This is a genomic window from Olsenella sp. HMSC062G07 (assembly GCF_001811895.1).
Classification (GTDB): Bacteria; Actinomycetota; Coriobacteriia; order Coriobacteriales; family Atopobiaceae; genus Olsenella_F; species Olsenella_F massiliensis.
Map to the genome: position 1 here is coordinate 96,065 of NZ_KV806945.1, position 18,027 is coordinate 114,091.

Genomic DNA, 18,027 nt, shown 5'->3' on the forward strand with positions numbered 1-18,027 from the left:
CGCCCACGGGGCGTGGTGGCGTGGGCACTGGTACAATGGCTGCGTACAAGCGAGCGCAAGGGGAAGGTCCCGTCCCATGGCACTTTTCGAAATCAAGCGCGTCAAGGTTGGCCTCGAGAACCTGACGGCGCGCATCTACGTCACGCAGGACGCGCCGCTCATGACCAGCGACGACCTCGTGGCCACCACGCGCATCTACTACCTCATGCCGCATATCGTGGAACATGTGTGCATGGGCGACCGGGACGAGTCGTTCAAGGGGGTCATGGGCGACACCGAGATTGCCCACCTGCTTGAGCACATGACCGTGGAGCTCCTCTCGCAGTCGAGCGCCTCCGCCGACATAAGCTCGGGCAAGACCTACCCGGTGGAGGAAGACGAGCGCAGCTTTGACATCGAGCTCTCCTGCCCCGACGACGTGCTGGTCATGGGGGCGCTCTCGAGCGCCGTGTGGATCGCCAACTGGGCCTTTGGCGGCGGAGCCGAACCGGCGCCCGACGTTGAGGCCATCGTGTCGGGCCTCACGAGCATGGTCCAGAACATCGGCGAGATTCACGAGGTGACCTACCGCCAGGAGGTGGAGGACGCCCTGAGGGCCGAGGTTGACGCCGAGTACCAGCGTGCCCTCGCCCAGCGCGAGGCCGAGATCGCCCGGCGCGAGGCCGAGATCGCCGAGGCCCGCGCGGAGGTTGAGGCCGAGGCCCGTGCCCGCCAGGAGGCGGACCGCCTTGAGGCCGAAAAGGAGGCCCGCCGCCGGGCCCAAGAGGAGGCTGACGAGCGCAAGGCGGCGACGCCGTCCTGGGCGGTGGATCTTGACGAGTACGAGGCCCAGGAGCGCCTGCGTGCCCAAGAGGAGGCGGACGTCGAGGCGGCCCGCCAGGCCGAGCGCGAAAAGGCCGAGCGCCTTGAGGCCGAGACCCGCGCCCAAGAGGAGGCCGAGCGTCGCTCCCGGCAGGGGCGTCGCGACCTTGCCGAGCAGATCGCCCAGGAGCAGGCTGCCGCGCAGGCGGCCGCGGCGCGCGTCGAGGCCAGGGGTGACGCCACCCGGCAAAGCGACGAGCCCGACGCGACGACGCCGGTCGAGGGCGCTCCCTCAGCCGACGGCCCCGAGCCGCCGGACGTCGCCCAGACCGACGGAAGCACTCTCTCGGACACCGCCCGCATCCCCGCGCAGCGTCCCGGCGAGCGGCGCGTTAGCGCCGACGCCGACGAGGGCCTTGACGCCGACGCGGAGGACGAGCCCTACGACAGCGAGTTCGCGGAGCTGCTGATGCATCCCCAGCCCCCTGCGACAGCCCCCTCTCCCTTCACCCAGCAGAACCTCGTTGCGGGCGAGGTCGCGGCCATCCGGGGGGACGAGGGCGCCTTGCAGCCTGCGGCGGATGAAGGCGTCGTGGCAGGTGGCGACGACGCAGAGGAAGACGGCGCCGAGGAGGACGAAGCGTCGGGGGACGCAACGGCCGCCGCCGCGGACGAGGGTGACGACGAATACGACGTCGCTCCCGAGGAGCATATTCCCGGTCCCCACAGAGTGAGGTGATCATCTCACGGCGACCGAGCGTCCCGCGGGCGTCGCGTGCGCACAAGATGCGAGCGGAGGTTTTGAGGGCATCCAACTTTGGCCGAATGAGCTTGACTAACGACAGGAGGACGTCATGAGCGCAAGGGGAACACTTGGATTTGTCGTCGGCAGCATCTTTGGTGCTGCGGCTGGCGTGATGGCAGGACTGCTGCTGGCGCCCCGAACGGGCTCTGAGAGCCGCGCCCGGGTGGCCGACGCCATGAACGACGCCTGGGACAGCGCGGTGGACACCTACGAGCGCAGCTCGCGCGTCGTGGGAGACAAGATCAACAGCGTCCGGCCCAACGTGGACGCCACCACCGACGAGCTTCGCGCTAAGGTTGACTTGGCCCGCGAGCGCATGGACCAGCTGAGGTCGTCGCTGTCAGACGCGGTCAGCACGACGTCGTCCCAGGTTCAGGAGGCCGTCAACAGCGTCGCGGAGAAGGTTGCCGAGGGCATGGAAGACGTCAAGGACGACGTCCAGGAGGCGGTGTCGGTCCACGTGGAGGTCGTTGACGGCGACGCCGCGACGGCCGAGGACCCCAACGACGTCGAGGAAGGCAAGTAAGCGGGCACGTAGGCGTGTGAGGGGCACGGTCATGGCTTCTGCCTGCGGGCGGACGAGGGCGGCGCTCACGCCCCGTCCGCCCTCTTCTGTCCGACGCGGGCACGAGGGCTCTCTGGGCGGGCGGCCATGGGGCATATGAGGAGGCGCGCATGATGACGAGGCTGAGTGACCTCGACAAGCTCAAGGTGGTTGTTCCCAAGGGCGGCGGGGCAGGCAAACGCTTTGGCCGCGTGAAGACGGCGGTCTTCTCGCCCGAGGGGACGCGCGTGGTGGGCGTCATGGTGCGCCGCCCCGACATCGCCGGCATGATCAAGCGCCCCGACGTCTTTGTGGCGCTCGACGCCCTCGAGCGCCGTGACAAGACGCTCGCCATCACCAACCTCGAGGAGGGGACCGACCAGGCGGCCCAGACGCGCCTGGGCCTTGACTGGGACCGCTGCATCATCTGGTCAGGCATGGACGCGCGCACCGAGGGCGGCCGCGAGCTGGGCTTTGTGAGCGACGCGTCGTTTGACGCCACGACGGGGCAGGTCGAGTGCTTCTTCGTGGGCGACGGCGGCGTGGCGCAGACGCTCGTTGGAGCCCTGCCCATTCCCGCCGCGCTCGTTAGGGGCTATGCGAAGGGCTACATGGTCGTGGCGGACGAGGTCGCCTCGTCCGAGCTCACGGGCGGCGTGGCGGCCAAGGCCGGGGAGGGCTACGCGCGCGCCAAGGTCCGCGGCGCCGCCGTCGCCAAGAAGGCGGATGACAAGGCGGCTCGCGCGCTGGACAAGGGGAGCAAGACCCTGGGCCGACAGCTGGGCAGGACCAAGGGCATGTTCGGCTCGTTCATGGACGAGTACAAGCGCGCCAGCAAGTAGCTTCCGCAGCGCGGCTGCGACAGCCAGGCGCCGCCGAGCGCCTCTCTCGGGCGTACCCTCGCGAGCGTCTTGCGGTGCGCGCTAGTAGCCCAGGGCCATGAAGGCGAACATGACCACCGTCAGGATGATGACGGCGATGATGGTGAACCAGGTGAGGCCGCTCCACAGTCGCCCGTTGGCGTGCTCGCCCATGATGTGGCGGTCGTCAGCGATGGTGACCATGCACAGCAGCAGCACGGGCAACAGCACGCCATTGATGACCTGGGACGCCATCATGATGCCAAAGAGGTCCGCGCCGGGCAGCAGGACGAGGCCCGCGCTCGCCAGCGTGATGAGGGCGATGGTGCCGTAGTAGACTGGCGCCTCCTGCCAGCGCCGGTTGATGCCGCGCTCCCACCCAAAGGCCTCGCAGAGGGCCCCTGCGGTGATGCCGGGCATGACGCAGGCGGCCAAGAACGAGGCGCCGACGAGCCCTGCGGCAAACATGGCCGACGCATAGCGCCCGGCCAAGGGCACGAGGGCCTGGGCGGCGTCGGCCGCGTTGTTGACCAGGATGCCGGCGGGAAAGAGGACCGCACCGGTCGTCAGGATGATGAACCAGGTGATTATCTCCGCAAAGATGGCACCCGACACGTTGTCGGCCCGCTGCCCGGGGATGTCCGAGGCGCCAAGGTTCTTCTCGACGACGTTGCTCGCCACCATGAAGATCATGTAAGGCGAGATGGTCGTTCCCACGTTTGCCACCAAAAGCGAGATATAGCTGGGGTCTGCGGACGCCTGCGGAACGAGGGTGCAGCGAAGGGCCTCCCCCCAGTCGGGATGCGCCATGACCCCGGCAACGATGTACGTGACGAACACGAGGCCAATGGCCAGGAGGATCTTCTCGATGTGACGGTATGACCCCGACACGGCCAAGAGCCAGGTGGTGATGGCGGCGATGGGAACCGAGGCCCAGGTGGGGACCCCAAAGAGCGCCATGCCCGAGGCGATGCCCGCAAACTCGGAAAGCGTGACGGCAAAGTTGGAGACGATGAGCGACAGCATGGCGACGGCGGAGATGCGAATGCCAAAGCGCTCGCGAATGAGGGAGGCGAAGCCCTTGCCGGTGGCGCAGCCCATGCGGGCGGAGGTCTCCTGCACCACGATGAGCAGCAGGCACATGAGGGGCACCGTCCAGAGCATGCCAAAGCCAAAGGTGGCTCCCGCGGTGGAATAGGTGGCGACCCCGCCGGCGTCGTTGCCGGCCAGCGCCGTCAGGATGCCCGGGCCCATGGCGGCGAGCAGCGCGAGCCTGCCCGCCTTGCGGCCCCCTCGGTCGGTGGCGGCCGCCATGCTACAGCCCCAGCCCCGCCACGAGGGCGAGGGTGACGGCGCAGAACAGCGCGACGGATATGGCCATAGCCAGAAGCTGGAGGGCGATGCCCGAGGTCTCGGCGCCCTTCTCGTCACGCGAGCGCAGGACGCTCAGGCACACGGGGGCCAAAAGGAATGACGCAAGCACGCTCGCGGCGGCGGCGCCAAAGCTCAGGACGGCCAGCTGACCCGCCGTGACGCCTCCGGCGTCCTGTCCAAACAGGGCGCTGAGGACGCCGACGGCGACGAGCGACTCGAAGGCGGCAAAGACGAGTCCCAGCCCGACGCCCTTCAGGGCGAAGCCTGCCAACGACGGCGCGTCCTCGTCATTGGGGTCGTTCTCGATGAAGAAGTTGGTGGTGTAGCTCACCGAGTCGAGCGCCGCGATGACAGCGACGGGCAGGGCGGCCCCAAGGGCAAAGACGAGCTCGCGGCGGCCCTCGCCCATAAGGAGGGCGAGGGCGGCGAGCCCGACCATCCAGGCGAAGAACCACAGCTCGTTGCGCAACAGCCAGAGCAGGCCGCTGGTGCCCTTGCGTCCGTCGGTGTCGCCGCGTCCGCCGCCGGCAATCTGGAGGTCCTCCTCGTGCTCCTCCTCGAGGACGTCGAGGGCGTCATCAACCGTGACGATGCCCAGCAGGTGCCGCCCGTCGTCAACGACGGGCATGGCGAGCAGGTTGTACTTGGCGATGTCGAGGGCGACGTCCTCCTGGTCGTCGTCCGGGCGGGCGCACACGAGGTCGTCGTAGGCGATGTCGCCCAGCTTGGCGTCATCGTCAAAGGAGATGATGCTGCGCAGGCTCACGACGCCGGAGAGGCGACCCTCCTCGTCCTTGAGGTACACGTAGTGAACCGACTCGAAGGCTTCGTCAAGGGAGCGGATGGCCTGCTTGGCGTCGCTCACGGTCGCGTCCTCGCCCAGCCATACCACCTCGGAGGTCATGATGCGGCCCGCCGTGTCCTCGCGGTAGCCCAGAAGCTGCCTGATGGCGCCGCGCTCCTTCACGCCCATCAGGCGCAGGAGCTTCTCGGCCTTGTCATAGTCAAGCTCCGAGACGAGCTCGGCGGCGTCGTCAGGGTCCATCTCGGAGAGCAGGCGCGAGGCGGCGGTGACGTCCATGTCGCCCATGAGCTCGGCGGCCATCGAGTCGTCCTCGAGCTCGGCGATGGCGTCGGCGGCCCGCTCCTCGTCAAGCTGGGCAAAGACCTGGCCGCGCAGGCGGGGGTCGAGGCGCTCTATGATGTCGGCGATGTCGGCGGGGTGCAGCTCGTCAAGCGTCTTGTGAGAGACGGACAGCTTGACGTTGGAGAGGTCGCGGTCGAGGAGGTCCATGTAGTTCCAGGCGATGATGCGCTCGGGCAGGGGCTTGCCCAGGGCGCGCGACGCCCTGATGACCAAACGCTCGAGCGCGGGGGAGAGGGAGCGCAGAATGCCGCGAACGCCCACCTCAGCTCCCAGCAGACGCAGCTGGGACGAGCTGGTGTCAGAGAGCTTGAGGTCGTTCACGCGCACGACGCGGGCGCCGCGGGTGTCCACGATCTGCTTGTTGAGCAGGTCGCGGGCGATGAGGACCTCGTCGGGCTGAAGGTAGCTAAAGCGTATGTCGGTGGCGACCACCTTGAGGCGGACGTCGCTCTCGTCAAACGAGTCGACGTACTTTCTCCAACTGATCATGAAGGGGGTCCTGCCGGGCCCCTCGACGGCGAGCGACGTGACGCGGGGAAAGACCTCACCGGTGGCGATGCCAAGGTCGTTGACCCTGCCGATGCGCTCTCCGTTGAGGTCGTACACGGGGTTTCCCACCAGTTGGGACAAGTAGATCATGCGAGCTCCTTAGTTGGTCTGGCGCGGCGCGCCTCGCACGGACGCGCGGGCCGTGGCGTTCGGGGGCACCCCACGATGAGACCAACAGGGAACCATCGAGGGGTCAGCGACTGTGAGGTCGAGGTTTCATCAAGGACCCTTCTCCTTGCTGACGGGACGGGCCGCACGAGCGCCTTGCGCCGACCGGCCGCTCCTAATTGTACACGGGGGTATGCCGGTGACGAGGATGAATACCAAAGCCTTACGAGACGCTGTCCAAGAGGGGCGCCCCGCCGGCGCGCCTCTCGCCGCCTCTGCCGGCATGCAGGGTCGTCGAGCGTCTGCCCCCGGCTTATAGGGCTCGCAGGGCCGCAACGCCCTGGCGCGCGATTCCAGCGAGAATCTCGGGGTCATCGGTGTCCGTGATGACCGCGCAGAAGTCCGTGACGGTAGCAAAACGAAAGCGATGGCTCATGCGGAACTTCTGCTCCTCCGCCAGCAGGAAGGGGTAGGACGCGTTATGGATGACGCGCTCCTTGACCTCGCCTGCGTCGATGGAGTCCGTCGTCACGGCCGCGTTCGTCAGGTTGACGCCGTCGGCGCCGATGAACGCCTTCGAGAAGAGCAGCGGCTCCAGCAGACTGATAGTCGCCGATCCCAAAAAGCCATTGAGCTGCACGTTAAGGTAGCCACCCGTGCTCACGAGCGTCACGTGGGGCTTGCCCGAGAGCCGCTGGATGACCTCCATCATGTTGGTGGTGACGATGACGTGCTTGTCGCCCTGGGCAATCAGGTCCGCGAGCAGGGCGTTGGTGCGCGAGACGTCAAGGAAGACGGCGTCCCCGTCGTTGATCTCGAGATAGGCCCGACGGGCCACCGAGAGGCGCGCCTCCTGGCTCACCACGTCCGGGCGCCCCCGTGAGGCGGAGACGGGCTCGGTCGAGGGCGCGGGATTGTCCCACGGCCAGGGTCTCGTGCCCGAGGGGAGGGCCGTGGGGACGAGGCTGGGGCCGCCTATGAGTTCGTTCTCGTTCGCGTGCGCGTCGTCGGCACCGGCGCCCTGGCCAAACGCCCCCTGGCCCAAAGGACCCCCCTGGTTGGGCGTCCCTTGGTCGGGCGGGGGGCCAATGCGCCTGGCGCCCCCGTAGTAACGCTCGCAGCGACCTTCGCGGACGAGCTGCTGAAGGTCCTTGCGGATGCTGTCGACGCTGGCATGACAGAGCTCGGCCAGCTCCTCCACGGTCGCAGACCCCCGCTCCTCCAGCAGGGCGACGATCCTCTCTCTGCGCTCGCGACGGAACAAGGTGCGACACTCCCGGTCTCTCAGGAAAACGAACAAAGCCGCCTGAGGCACGCAGTGCCCTAGACAAGCACTACCTTAGGCAAGCTGTCCCGCTCGCGGGAAACAGGTACCTGATTCTAGTACAAACCCCACATATGACCGTCCCGCCTAGGGGGCAGAACGTTCAGTTAATGGAATTTTCTTGACAAGAAAAGGAAAACCTGGAATACAATGTGTACGCATTACGAAGATAGTTGGAAATACCAGCTTGGAGATCGGCAGGGCGACAGGGGAGTCTCGTCCGGGCCGGCTCAACGACCAGGAAAGGAGGAAGTGGCATGGGAGTGACGATGAGCGACATGCTTCAGCGCGAGAACGTGCAGATCGTCGAGGCCTGCAAGGACTGGGAGGACTCGATTCACGTGGCCGTCCAGCCCCTCGTTGACGGGGGCTACGTCTCGAGCGCCTACATTGACGGCATCATCGAAAACGTCCACAAGTTTGGCCCCTACTTTGCGCTCGCCCCTGATCTGGCGCTGCTGCACGGGCGTCCCGAGCAGGGAGTCATCAAGCAGCAGCTTGCCGTGACCATCTGTCGCAAGGGCGTCGAGTACAAGCCGGGCGAGCCCGTCCGCGTGCTCGTGACGCTGGCGGCGCAGGATCCCAACTCTCACATTGACGTCATGCGCATCCTGGCGACGATGTTCGCCGACCCCGCGAACATCGAGAAGGCCGCCACGGCCGCCACGGCGGACGAGGTGTATCACCTGTTCGTAGACTTTGGCGCCTAGCGCCCAACCTCTCGTGCCGAGCGCCCCGCCGGACGAAGGCGTCGTGACGGGACGACACGAACAACCCACTACCACATGGAGGAGGAATAATGGCAGTACTTGGCTTCGTCATCAACATTCTGTCAACGCCCGCCATTCTCGTCGGCCTGCTGGCCCTGCTGGGCCTGTGCCTGCAGGGAAAGCCTGTCGAGGACATCATCAAGGGCACGCTCAAGACGATCGTGGGGTTTTTGGTGCTCTCCGCGGGCGCCGCGTTTTTGCAGTCTGGGTCGCTGCTCGCGTTTGGTGAGATCTTCAACTACGCCTTCAACATGCAGGGCGTCGTTCCCAACAATGAGGCCGTCGTCGCGGACGCCCTCACCAACTTTGGCACCGCCTCGGCCATCATCATGGCGCTGGGCATGGTCTTCAACATCGTCCTCGCCCGCTTCTCGCGCATGCCCTACATCTTTCTGACGGGTCATCACACGCTGTACATGGCCTGCATGATCGCCGTCATCCTGGGCGGCGCCGGTGGCCTTACGGGCGTTGAGCTCTATCTGGCCGGCGGCTGCCTGCTGGGCCTCATCATGGTCCTCTCCCCTGCGTACTGCCAGGTGACCTTCCGCAAGGTAACGGGCGGCAACTCCATAGCCCTCGGCCACTTTGGCGGCATCGGCTACTGGCTCTCGGGCCAGGTCGCTCGCGTCCTGTTTGGCAAGGAGAAGAGCAAGAGCACCGAGGAGATCAACTTCCCCAAGCGCCTCATCTTCCTACGTGACACCACCGTGTCCATCGGCCTCACCATGATGATCTTCTTCATCATCGTCACGGGCATCGCCATCGCCCGCGGCCTGCTCAGCGCCGTTCCCGCCGGCATCACCGCCGACGAGCTCGCGGCCAACTATCCGCAGTTCGCGCACCTCGCCGTCCTGCTCAACATCGGCCAGGAGACCACGACCAACTGGATCGTCTGGTGCGTCACCTGCGGTCTCTCCTTTGCCGGCGGCGTCTACGTCATCCTGTCTGGCGTGCGCCTCATCATCGGCGAGATCGTCCCCGCCTTCAAGGGCATCGCGGACAAGATCGTTCCTGGCGCCAAGCCCGCCCTCGACTGCCCCGTCGCCTTCACCTATGCGCCCAACGCCGTCATCATCGGCTTTTTGAGCTCCTTCATCGGAGGCATCGTGGGCCTGCTCATCCTCATCGGCTGCAACGCCGCCCTTCCCGTCGCGCTGATCCTGCCGGGCGTCGTGCCCCACTTCTTCTGCGGCGCCACCGCAGGCGTCTTTGGCAACGCCGAGGGAGGCTGGAAGGGCTGCGTGGCCGGCTCCTTCGTCCACGGCCTGCTCATCACCTTCCTGCCGGCCATCTGCATGCCCGTGTTCACCCAGCTGGGCTATGTTGGCAGCACCTTCTCGGACGCCGACTTCTCGTGGATGGGCATCATCTTCGGCAACATGGTCTCCGTCACCGGCGGCCTGGTCCTCACGGTCGTCTGCGTCGCGCTGTACCTGCTTCCCATCGTCTACAACTACGTCGCCCCCAAGAAGGACGCGGCTGGCGAGTAGACGTCGTCGTTGGGGGCGGGCCTGGTCCCGCCCCCTTCCGCGCGTGGGTAGACTCACGTCATGGATCGTCTGTGGCGCCGGTAGCACTCCGGCGCCACCTGACCAAAGGAGAACGTCATGGCAATCAGGAGGATCATGTGCGCCTGCGGGTCGGGCCTGGGATCGAGCCTCATGGTTCACATGAACACCGAGGAGGTCCTCAAGAAGCTCGGCCATGGGGACATCGAGGTTGACCACACCACCATCTCGGACATCAACCCCACTGCCGCCGACCTCTTCATCGTGGGCGGCGATCTCGCCGACTTCGTGTCGAGCATTCCCGACGAGAAGAAGGTCGTCCTCAAGAACATCGTTGACAAGGCCGAGCTCGAGGAGAAGCTCAAGGCGCACCTGGCCTAGCGCCCTCTCAACAATAGACGATAAGTTCGCCTGGCCCGCAGCGGCTCTTTGCCTACGATCCCGTTTTCATGGGTTTGTCCTGCCTCGTCGGCAGGGCCGGTCCACGCTTGCGCGAAACGGGGGCGCACGCGCGTGCGGACGCCAGAGGGGAGGAATCGTGAACGAACAGACCGAGCGGGCGGCGACGCTTCTTGCCGCCAAGCTGCGCAAGGACGTGCTCGTCATGCTTCGGCACCGCGGCTACGGGCACGTGGGAGGCTCGTTGTCGCTCGTCGAGCTGATGGCGGACCTCTACGCCCACCACCTGAGGCATGACCCCGCCGATCCGACCTGGGAGGGACGCGACCGCATCGTCCTCTCCAAGGGACACGCCGGGCCGGTCATGTACTCGGTGCTGGCCGAGAGGGGCTTCTTTCCGCGAGAGTGGCTTCTCACCCTCAACGACGGCGGGACGCGCCTTCCCTCGCACACCGACCGACTCAAGACGCCGGGCGTCGACGCCACCACCGGGTCGCTCGGGCAGGGCACGTCCGAGGCGGCGGGCATCGCGCTGGCGCTCAGGATGAAGGGGTCGGCGGCGTACACCTATCTCATCGTGGGGGACGGCGAGCTCAACGAGGGACAGTGCTGGGAGGCGTTCCAGTTCATCGCCGGGCGCCGGCTGTCGCGTTGCATCGTCTTCATCGACGACAACAAGAAGCAGCTGGACGGTCCCACGGCCGCGGTGCTGCCGGGCTTTGACCTCGCGCAGAAGATGAGCGCGTTCGGCTTTATGACGCAGCGCGTCGACGGCCAGGACATACGCGCCATAGACGCCGCCATAGACGCCGCCAAGGCAAACGACGCAAGCGCCAACTGCATCGTGCTCGACACAATCAAGGGCGCCGGCGTCGCCTATTTTGAGCGGGCGGCCGACAACCACTCCATGAAATGGAACAACGACGAGATACGACGGGCGACCGACGAGGCCGTCCTCGCGCTCGAGGCTCAGATCAAGGGGGGCGAGCAGGATGTTTGAGCTCTCACGACAGGTGGGCGCCGCAGGCAAGCCCTACCGCGACACGTTCGCGGACACGCTCATCGACCTCATGCGCGAGGACGAGCGCGTGGTGATGTTCGAGGCGGACCTCGGCGGCGCGTCGCTCTCCACCAAGATTCGGGAGGCACACCCCGAGCGCTACGTCCAGGTGGGCATTGCCGAGGCCAACATGATGGGCATGGCGGCGGGCCTCAGCTCGGAGGGTCTCGTGCCGTTTGTGCACAGCTTTGGCCCCTTCGCGACGCGCCGCGCGTTTGACCAGATATTCATGGCGGGCGGCTACGCGCACAACACGATACACATCTGGGGCTCCGATCCCGGGTTCACGGCGGGCGCCAACGGCGGCACGCACACCACCTACGAGGACGTCGCCCTCATGAGGACCATTCCGGGCGCCGTGGTCGCCGACGCCGCCGACGCCGTCCAGATGGCCTGGACGCTCAAGGCGTTCGCGGCGCGCGGCGGCATCAACTACCTGCGCACGGGCAGAAAGGAGTCGTTCCAGCTGTATGCGGAGGGATCGACGTTTGAGCTGGGGAGGGGCAACGTCGTCCGTCCGGGCGAGGACGTCCTGGTGGTGAGCGCGGGCCAGCTGCTCAAGGACGCGCTCGCCGCGGCGGACGCGCTTGACGACGCGGGCGTCTCCTGCGAGGTCATTGACATGTTCTGCATAAAGCCGCTTGACGTCGACCTGCTCGTCGCCGAGGCTGCGGGCAAGCGGGCCGTGGTGACCTTCGAGAACCACGGCGTCATAGGCGGCCTGGGCGAGGCCGTCGCGTCCGCGCTGCTCGAGGCCGGAGTCACGCCGCCGTTCAGGCGTCACGGCGTCGTCGAGCGCTTTGGGTCCGTGGGGACTCCCGGCTACCTTCAGGAGGAGTACGGCCTGACTGCGGCCGACCTCGTCGGCACGGTGCGTGCGCTGCTCGGGTAGCATCCGCGCCATCGCAAAAACGTCGTGAAACGGCACGTCCAAAAAGGCCGCCCGCGGGCGACCTTTCCATCAAGGGCCTCGCTTGACGACGCACGACAAGAAAGGCCCCGCACCACGAGGATGCGGGGCCAGACGTGCCCTTGGGGGCGTGCGGGCTAGAACTTGACCTGCGGAGACTGCCGCGCCGCGGCATCGGTGACCTCAAAGCCCTGGCGCATCTTGAACTTGCTGCCGGCGACGATGTTGCCGGGGAAGGTCTCGATGGCGTTGTTGTACTCGAGGACGCAGTCGTTGAAGCTCTGGCGGGCATAGACGATGCGGTTCTCGGTGTCGGTGAGGTCCGTCTGAAGCTGCTGGAAGTTGGTGTTCGCCTTGAGCTCGGGGTAGCTCTCGGCCACGGCGAACAGGCTCTTGAGCGTTCCGGAGAGGACGTTGGACGCCTCCATCTTCTCCTCGGGCGAGGTGGCGGACATGACCGCCGAGCGGGCCCTGGTGACCGCCTCGAAGGTGCCGGACTCGTGCGCCGCGTACCCCTTGACCGTCTCGACGAGGTTGGGGATGAGGTCGTTACGACGCTGGAGCTGCGCGTCGATGGTCTGCCAGGCGTTGTCGCAGCGGTTGTCCTTGGTGACGATGCCGTTGTAGATGTTGATGAACCACATGACCAGAACCGCGGCGACGGCGAGCAGGGCAATGATGACGAGGGGCATGGTGACCTCCATCTCGTTGGCCGGGATATGGCTGGCCCGGCATCCAATCAATGGTTACGGCCCATTATAGCAGGAGCGTCCGCGCGCTGACCCAGGACCCCAGGATGTTCGGGATCAGGCCCGTAGGGACGTGCGGCGGCAGAAGGCGCAGATGGCGGAGGGGGAGGGATTCGAACCCTCGGAACGGGGATGCCGCTCGACGGTTTTCAAGACCGCTGCAATCGACCACTCTGCCACCCCTCCGACGGGCGACGGATATATCCTACAACATATACGCCCTGCCCCCGAGAAAGGACGAATCGCGGTGCCTCTGGATGACGAGCGCTACATGCGCCAGGCGCTTGCCGAGGCGCGCCTGGCCGCCCGCGACGGCGAGGTGCCCATAGGGGCCGTCGTGGTGTACGAGGCGGCCAAGGACCCTGCCAGCCCCTCCTACGTCAGCCCGGAGCGGCCCGCCGCCTCCTGGGACGAGGCGCCCGAGCCCGTCGTGGTCTCGCGCGGCCACAACCGTCGCGAGCGGGACGAGGACCCCTCGGCCCACGCGGAGTTCCTCGCCATGGTGGGGGCGGCCCGCGAGCTGGGCCACTGGCGCCTCTCGGGATGCACCGTGTATGTGACGCTGGAGCCCTGCCTCATGTGCGCGGGCCTCATGGTCAACGCCCGCATCGATCGCTGCGTGTTTGGCGCGCCGGACCCCAAGGGCGGGGCGTTGGGGTCGCTCTATGACCTGAGCCGCGACGCGCGCCTCAACCATCGCTTCGACGCGACCGGCGGCGTGCTGGCGGACAAGGCGTCGGACCTGCTGAGGGACTTCTTTCGCGAGCGGCGTCGGGAAGCGTGCTCGGGGCGGGGGGAGGGCCCGCGCCCCTAGGCATGCCACACGACGCTCGCGCGCGCTGCGAGCGGGCGGTCTCGACCCGTCAGGCCGATGGCCTTGCTCGCCAAATCGTCCGGCGCACGCATTGGTAACTGTGCGACAATCCTCCCATGTCGCCCGCACGCGTGATGCATGGCATGAGGTCAAAGCGCCCCGTGACGCCGCCCTGGTCACGCTCGTGAGGACGGCGCTCGGCAGACATGAAAGGGTGGCGGAGAGGTTCGATGCGCTCATGGTTCACGGCGGGTGACGTTTCGGACGCGTACGCGCGCATCAGGGACCGCATCAGGCGCACGCCCCTTGAGGAGTCCGTCTACCTGAACACCGAGGAGCGGCGCTACTTCTTCAAGCTCGAGAGCCAGCAGCTGGGCAAGAGTTTCAAGGTCCGCGGCGCCCTCAACACCATGGCGCAGCTCACCGAGCTCGAGCGCGGGCGCGGGGTGGGCACCGTGTCCACGGGCAACCATGGCGTCGCCGTGGCCTATGCGGCGCGCGAGCTGGGAATCCCTGACTGCCTGGTGGTCGTCCCCGTGGGAACGCCCAGCTCAAAGACCGACCGCATACGCTACTACGGTGCTCGCTCCATGGCCCTGGGCTGCGACTACGACGACTCCATCACGCTCGGCATCAACTACATCGACCGCAACGAGATGTTCTTCGTGGACCCCTACGAGTTCGAGCCGCGCGTCTATTGCGGTCAGGGGACCATCGGCATCGAGATACTTGAGCAGAATCCCGACATCGACACCATCGTCGTGCCCGTCGGCGGGGGAGGTCTCATCACGGGCATCGCCCTGGCCGCCAAGAGCATACGGCCCGACGTGCGCATCGTGGGCGTGCAGACGGCGGCGTGTCCCGCCATGTACCAGTCGCTTAAAGACGGCGTCTGCTACGGCCGCTACCCGACCGCGGGCGACACCGTGTGCGAGGCCATCGTCGGCGGCGTGGGGCAGATCGCCTTTGACATGCTGCCCGCGCTCATGGACGAGCTCGTCCTCGTGACGGAGCGCTCCATCCGCGCCGCCTTCAAGTACATGATCGAGCGCGAGCAGCTCTCCCTCGAGGCGGGCAGCGCGATGGTGGTCGCCGCCGTGCACGACCATCCCGAGAAGGTCGGCGGCCGCAACGTGGCCCTGGTGGTGAGCGGCGGCAACCTTGACGTCGGCACGCTCACGACCATCCTCGCGGAGGACTTCGGCGAGCTGGAGTATCGTTAGCCCGTCGGCGCCTAGACGACCTGAAAGACGAAGAAGTCCAGGTAGTGCGTCTCGGGCATGCCCCACAGGATGGGGTGGTCAGGAGCCTGCTGTCGCTCCTCGACCTGCTTGAGCTGGACCTGCGCCCCGTGAGCCGCCTCGGCGACGGCCTGGGCCAGGCCGTCGCGGGTCATGAAGTGACTGCAGCTGCAGGTGGCGAGATAGCCCCCGCGCGGCAGCAGGCGCAGGGCGGCCTCGTTGACCTCGCGATAGCCGCGCGCGGCGTGCCTGATGGTGCGCCGGCTCTTGGTGAAGGCGGGCGGGTCGAGCACGATGAGGTCAAAGGGGCCTCCCTCCGCGCTCGGCAGCGTGGGGTCCCCCATCATGCGAGGCAAATACTCCAGGACGTTTGCGCAGGTAAAACCCACGTTCTTGTTTGCGTCCCGGCCGTCTTCCAGCCAGCCGTTCCTGCGGGCGTTCTGGCGCGCCAGGTCAAGCGCCGTCTGGCTCGCGTCCACGAAGCGCACGTAGGACGCCCCGCCGGCAAGCGCGTTCAGGCCAAAGGGCCCCACGTGGCAAAAGCAGTCAAGCACGCGCCTGCCGTCCGCGATCTGGCGCACCGCCCGACGGTTGTACTTCTGGTCCAGGAAGAAGCCCGTCTTCTGACTGTTCTCGAGGTCGATGTCGTAGGCGATGCCGTTCTCGTGCGCGAGAACGTGCGCGCCCGCAGCCGCCGAGGCCCCGCCCGCGATGCCGGGAATTCCCTCGTACCAGCCCTTATAGGCCCCAAGGCCCTCCTTGGCCCGGGAGGGGGCGTCGTTGCGCTCGAATATGCCGCGGATGCGCACGCCGTCGTCGGCGAGGACGTCCAGCAGCAGGGGGTAGATGACGGGCCTCAGACGCTCCATGCCCACGGTGCCCACCTGCGTCACCAGCACGTCCTCATAGCGATCGACCACCAGGCCCGGCAGCCCGTCCGCCTCGGAGAACACGATGCGGCAGCAGTTGGTGTCAGGCTCGGCGCCCGGCAGGAGGCGACGACCCATCGTCGTCTTTCGGTGCTCCCACGACCACCGGAGGCGCCGCCTCCAGAAGGCGTCGTCAAAGCGGTCGTTGGCGTTTCTGCTCACAATCCTGACCTGCAGCGTCGAGGCGGGCGAGAAGAGGCCCGCCCCCTGCCAGGTGCCGTTTTCCTCCAGCACGTCCACGACGTCGCCGTCGACGGCCAGCCTCCCGTCCGCCGCCGGCTCCAGGCGCATGACCTCGCCGGCGTACACCCACAGGTGGCCGCCCTTGAGCGCGCGGGCTGCCTTCTTGGTGACGATGACGCGCGGGAACTGCCGTGCCTGCTTCATGATGGGAGCTGCCTTCCGCCGTAGGTGATGGGCCGCCCGGCCTGTCGCGCGGCCTGCCCCGCCGGGGCCGGGGGCTAGTAGTGCCTCCCGTACCTGCCGCCGCGGCTTCGCCCGCGCGAGCCGCTGAAGAGCCTGCGCGTGGGCTTTTCGGTCGAGCGCGCGGGGTTGGGCAGGATGCGCCCCTCGTCGTACGAGAAGCCCTCGAGGTCCCACAGAGGCACGAGCTTCTTGGTAAAGTACTCGATCTCGCGCAGGGGGCTTATCTCGTCGGGCGCCACGAACGTGTACGCGTGGCCCGTCGCCCCGGCGCGCCCGGTCCTGCCGATGCGATGGACGTAGTCCTCGGGGTCCATGGGCACGTCAAAGTTCACGACGGCGTCGATGCCGCTCACGTCGATGCCGCGGCTCATGACGTCCGTTGCCACGAGCACCTGGAGCTTGCCGGAGCGAAACTCGCTCAGGGCGCGCTCGCGCGCGCGCTGCGGCCGGTCGGCGTGCATGACGCCCACGCGCCTGCCGTTGGCCTTGAGCTGCGTCTCAAGCATGTCGGCGCGCATCTTGGTGCGGCAGAACACCAGCACGCGCTCGGGCACCTGCCCCGACGCGCCGCCCCTTGCCACGAGGGCCTCGAGCAGCGGCAGCTTCTGTCCCTGCGTCACGCAGCACAGGTGCTCGTCAACGGTGTCGGCGGTCTCTCCCACGCGGGCGATCTCGATCCTCACGGGGTCGTTGAGCATGGCGTCCACAGTGCCCTTGATGGACGGCGGGATGGTGGCAGAAAAGAGCAGGGTCTGCCGCTCGCGCGGGCAGGCGGCGACGATGCGCCTCACGCTGGGCCAGAAGCCCATGTCGAGCATGCGGTCGGCCTCGTCAAGCACCAGGCAGCGGACCTCGTCGAGGCGCACGTGCTGATGCTCGAACAGGTCGATGAGACGACCCGGCGTGGCCACGAGCAGGTCGCAGCCGGCCTCAAGCTCGCGAATCTGACGGTCAAACTTGGTGCCGCCCATGACGACGACGGCCTTTTGCCCCGTCTTCTCGCAGACCACCGAGACGACCCGCTCGATCTGCGAGGCGAGCTCCCTGGTGGGGGTGACGACCAGCGCAAAGGGACCAAATGGCTGCGCGTTGGGGTCGGCGGCGCAAACGTCGCGAGACGGCGCCCCCTTGCGTGAGGACGAGCGCCGCCGGCGAGCCTTGCGCCTGTCGGCGGGTCGTGAGGGCGCCTTCTCGGCCGGGTTCGCAGCATCGGCCGTGCGCTGCGGCCGAGGGGTCCCCTCGCTGGTCTCCCCGTCACTCGCCGTGGCCCGGCGCCGATGGTGCCTGCGCCGACGGCGCACCGGCCTGCCCTCGTCGTCCACGCGAATCGAGACGGAGCCGGGACCCTTGACGGCGTCGGCCAGCACGGTCGGCCCGTCCTCGTCGGTCCCGGCAGGCGTCGGGTCCGCGGCGATGTCGTCCGGAGCAGGTGAGGCCCCGGATGGCGGGGTGTCGCCCGCACCCCTTTCTCCCTCACGCTCAAGGCGCGCGCGACGCGAGGTGTCGGCGATCACCTGGAGGATGGGCAGGGCAAAGGCAGCGGTCTTGCCCGTGCCGGTCTGCGCGGAGGCGACGACGTCGCGGCCTGCCAGGATCTGGGGGATGGACTCCCGCTGCACGGGGGTTGGCGTCGCAAACCCCAGCGCGGCGACGCCCTCAAGTATCTGCTCGTTTAGCCCGAGCTCGGCAAATGTGGTATCCATGCCCAC

Annotated in this window: 16 protein-coding genes and 1 tRNA gene; 10 read left to right on the forward strand and 7 right to left on the reverse strand. The window is 67.2% G+C overall.

The genetic code is table 11. The annotated features are described in order from the left end of the window. The first annotated feature begins 76 nt into the window (after nucleotides 1-76). The 3 genes from HMPREF2826_RS02490 (at nucleotide 77) to HMPREF2826_RS02500 (ending at nucleotide 2,992) form a co-directional block, all read left to right on the forward strand. Nucleotides 77-1,540: a hypothetical protein gene (locus tag HMPREF2826_RS02490; protein ID WP_070638911.1), complete on the forward strand. Its 1,464-nt coding sequence runs from the start codon at nucleotides 77-79 to the stop codon at nucleotides 1,538-1,540. 115 nt (nucleotides 1,541-1,655) lie between these two features. After that, nucleotides 1,656-2,132, forward strand: coding sequence for a YtxH domain-containing protein (locus HMPREF2826_RS02495; RefSeq protein WP_070638913.1), 477 nt, complete (start codon nucleotides 1,656-1,658; stop codon nucleotides 2,130-2,132). A 149-nt stretch (nucleotides 2,133-2,281) separates the two neighbouring features. Further along, nucleotides 2,282-2,992: a PRC-barrel domain-containing protein gene (locus HMPREF2826_RS02500; protein WP_070638915.1), complete on the forward strand. Its 711-nt coding sequence runs from the start codon at nucleotides 2,282-2,284 to the stop codon at nucleotides 2,990-2,992. A gap of 81 nt (nucleotides 2,993-3,073) precedes the next feature. Here the strand turns inward: HMPREF2826_RS02500 and HMPREF2826_RS02505 are convergent, their stop codons facing one another. From HMPREF2826_RS02505 to HMPREF2826_RS02515, 3 genes are all read right to left on the reverse strand, one after another. Beyond that, nucleotides 3,074-4,324, reverse strand: coding sequence for an Nramp family divalent metal transporter (locus HMPREF2826_RS02505; RefSeq protein ID WP_070638917.1), 1,251 nt, complete (start codon nucleotides 4,322-4,324; stop codon nucleotides 3,074-3,076). A gap of 1 nt (nucleotide 4,325) precedes the next feature. After that, nucleotides 4,326-6,170 (reverse strand): magnesium transporter, encoded by a 1,845-nt coding sequence (locus HMPREF2826_RS02510; RefSeq protein WP_070638919.1) that lies wholly within the window; start codon nucleotides 6,168-6,170, stop codon nucleotides 4,326-4,328. 331 nt (nucleotides 6,171-6,501) lie between these two features. After that, nucleotides 6,502-7,452: a DeoR/GlpR family DNA-binding transcription regulator gene (locus tag HMPREF2826_RS02515; protein ID WP_070638921.1), complete on the reverse strand. Its 951-nt coding sequence runs from the start codon at nucleotides 7,450-7,452 to the stop codon at nucleotides 6,502-6,504. 317 nt (nucleotides 7,453-7,769) lie between these two features. Between HMPREF2826_RS02515 and HMPREF2826_RS02520 the strand changes: the two genes are divergently transcribed. The 5 genes from HMPREF2826_RS02520 to HMPREF2826_RS02540 all read left to right on the forward strand — a co-directional run bounded on the left by HMPREF2826_RS02520 (nucleotide 7,770) and on the right by HMPREF2826_RS02540 (nucleotide 12,141). Continuing rightward, nucleotides 7,770-8,222, forward strand: a complete 453-nt coding sequence (locus tag HMPREF2826_RS02520) for a PTS sugar transporter subunit IIA (RefSeq protein ID WP_235815050.1) — start codon at nucleotides 7,770-7,772, stop codon at nucleotides 8,220-8,222. Between the two features lie 89 nt (nucleotides 8,223-8,311). Next, complete coding sequence (locus tag HMPREF2826_RS02525; protein WP_070638923.1) at nucleotides 8,312-9,772, forward strand: PTS ascorbate transporter subunit IIC; 1,461 nt, start codon at nucleotides 8,312-8,314, stop codon at nucleotides 9,770-9,772. A gap of 117 nt (nucleotides 9,773-9,889) precedes the next feature. Continuing rightward, a complete protein-coding gene (locus HMPREF2826_RS02530; RefSeq protein ID WP_058270782.1) occupies nucleotides 9,890-10,171 on the forward strand; it encodes a PTS sugar transporter subunit IIB in 282 nt (93 codons plus the stop codon). A 157-nt stretch (nucleotides 10,172-10,328) separates the two neighbouring features. After that, on the forward strand, nucleotides 10,329-11,189 hold the full coding sequence (locus HMPREF2826_RS02535) for a transketolase (RefSeq protein ID WP_070638925.1): 861 nt from the start codon (nucleotides 10,329-10,331) through the stop codon (nucleotides 11,187-11,189). After that, entirely contained in the window at nucleotides 11,182-12,141 is a 960-nt protein-coding gene (locus HMPREF2826_RS02540) for a transketolase family protein (RefSeq protein WP_070638927.1), read from the forward strand. Before HMPREF2826_RS02535 ends, HMPREF2826_RS02540 begins: the two co-directional genes overlap by 8 nt. A 155-nt stretch (nucleotides 12,142-12,296) precedes the next feature. Here the strand turns inward: HMPREF2826_RS02540 and HMPREF2826_RS02545 are convergent, their stop codons facing one another. Both HMPREF2826_RS02545 and HMPREF2826_RS02550 read right to left on the reverse strand, forming a co-directional pair. Beyond that, on the reverse strand, nucleotides 12,297-12,851 hold the full coding sequence (locus HMPREF2826_RS02545; RefSeq protein ID WP_058271250.1) for a LemA family protein: 555 nt from the start codon (nucleotides 12,849-12,851) through the stop codon (nucleotides 12,297-12,299). Nucleotides 12,852-13,003: 152 nt separating this feature from the next. After that, nucleotides 13,004-13,094, reverse strand: a tRNA-Ser gene (locus HMPREF2826_RS02550). A gap of 61 nt (nucleotides 13,095-13,155) precedes the next feature. Between HMPREF2826_RS02550 and HMPREF2826_RS02555 the strand changes: the two genes are divergently transcribed. Together HMPREF2826_RS02555 and HMPREF2826_RS02560 are read left to right on the forward strand one after the other, a co-directional pair. Next, complete coding sequence (locus tag HMPREF2826_RS02555) at nucleotides 13,156-13,722, forward strand: nucleoside deaminase (RefSeq protein WP_371440565.1); 567 nt, start codon at nucleotides 13,156-13,158, stop codon at nucleotides 13,720-13,722. A gap of 230 nt (nucleotides 13,723-13,952) precedes the next feature. Continuing rightward, a complete protein-coding gene (locus HMPREF2826_RS02560; RefSeq protein WP_070638929.1) occupies nucleotides 13,953-14,945 on the forward strand; it encodes a threonine ammonia-lyase in 993 nt (330 codons plus the stop codon). A gap of 11 nt (nucleotides 14,946-14,956) precedes the next feature. On the opposite strand, the gene HMPREF2826_RS02565 is transcribed toward HMPREF2826_RS02560, so the two are convergent. Continuing rightward, entirely contained in the window at nucleotides 14,957-16,279 is a 1,323-nt protein-coding gene (locus tag HMPREF2826_RS02565) for a class I SAM-dependent rRNA methyltransferase (RefSeq protein WP_070638931.1), read from the reverse strand. 74 nt (nucleotides 16,280-16,353) lie between these two features. Beyond that, nucleotides 16,354-18,021, reverse strand: coding sequence for a DEAD/DEAH box helicase (locus HMPREF2826_RS02570; RefSeq protein WP_070639050.1), 1,668 nt, complete (start codon nucleotides 18,019-18,021; stop codon nucleotides 16,354-16,356). Nucleotides 18,022-18,027 lie beyond the last annotated feature (6 nt).

Excerpts from the sequence above, each read along its gene's own strand:
- HMPREF2826_RS02490 (WP_070638911.1), top strand. The coding sequence starts at position 77 with ATGGCACTTTTCGAAATCAAGCGCGTCAAGGTTGGCCTCGAGAACCTG.
- HMPREF2826_RS02495 (WP_070638913.1), top strand. The coding sequence starts at position 1,656 with ATGAGCGCAAGGGGAACACTTGGATTTGTCGTCGGCAGCATCTTTGGT.
- HMPREF2826_RS02500 (WP_070638915.1), top strand. The coding sequence starts at position 2,282 with ATGATGACGAGGCTGAGTGACCTCGACAAGCTCAAGGTGGTTGTTCCC.
- HMPREF2826_RS02505 (WP_070638917.1), bottom strand. The coding sequence starts at position 4,324 with ATGGCGGCCGCCACCGACCGAGGGGGCCGCAAGGCGGGCAGGCTCGCG.
- HMPREF2826_RS02510 (WP_070638919.1), bottom strand. The coding sequence starts at position 6,170 with ATGATCTACTTGTCCCAACTGGTGGGAAACCCCGTGTACGACCTCAAC.
- HMPREF2826_RS02520 (WP_235815050.1), top strand. The coding sequence starts at position 7,770 with ATGGGAGTGACGATGAGCGACATGCTTCAGCGCGAGAACGTGCAGATC.
- HMPREF2826_RS02525 (WP_070638923.1), top strand. The coding sequence starts at position 8,312 with ATGGCAGTACTTGGCTTCGTCATCAACATTCTGTCAACGCCCGCCATT.
- HMPREF2826_RS02530 (WP_058270782.1), top strand. The coding sequence starts at position 9,890 with ATGGCAATCAGGAGGATCATGTGCGCCTGCGGGTCGGGCCTGGGATCG.
- HMPREF2826_RS02540 (WP_070638927.1), top strand. The coding sequence starts at position 11,182 with ATGTTTGAGCTCTCACGACAGGTGGGCGCCGCAGGCAAGCCCTACCGC.
- HMPREF2826_RS02545 (WP_058271250.1), bottom strand. The coding sequence starts at position 12,851 with ATGCCCCTCGTCATCATTGCCCTGCTCGCCGTCGCCGCGGTTCTGGTC.
- HMPREF2826_RS02560 (WP_070638929.1), top strand. The coding sequence starts at position 13,953 with ATGCGCTCATGGTTCACGGCGGGTGACGTTTCGGACGCGTACGCGCGC.
- HMPREF2826_RS02565 (WP_070638931.1), bottom strand. The coding sequence starts at position 16,279 with ATGAAGCAGGCACGGCAGTTCCCGCGCGTCATCGTCACCAAGAAGGCA.
- HMPREF2826_RS02570 (WP_070639050.1), bottom strand. The coding sequence starts at position 18,021 with ATGGATACCACATTTGCCGAGCTCGGGCTAAACGAGCAGATACTTGAG.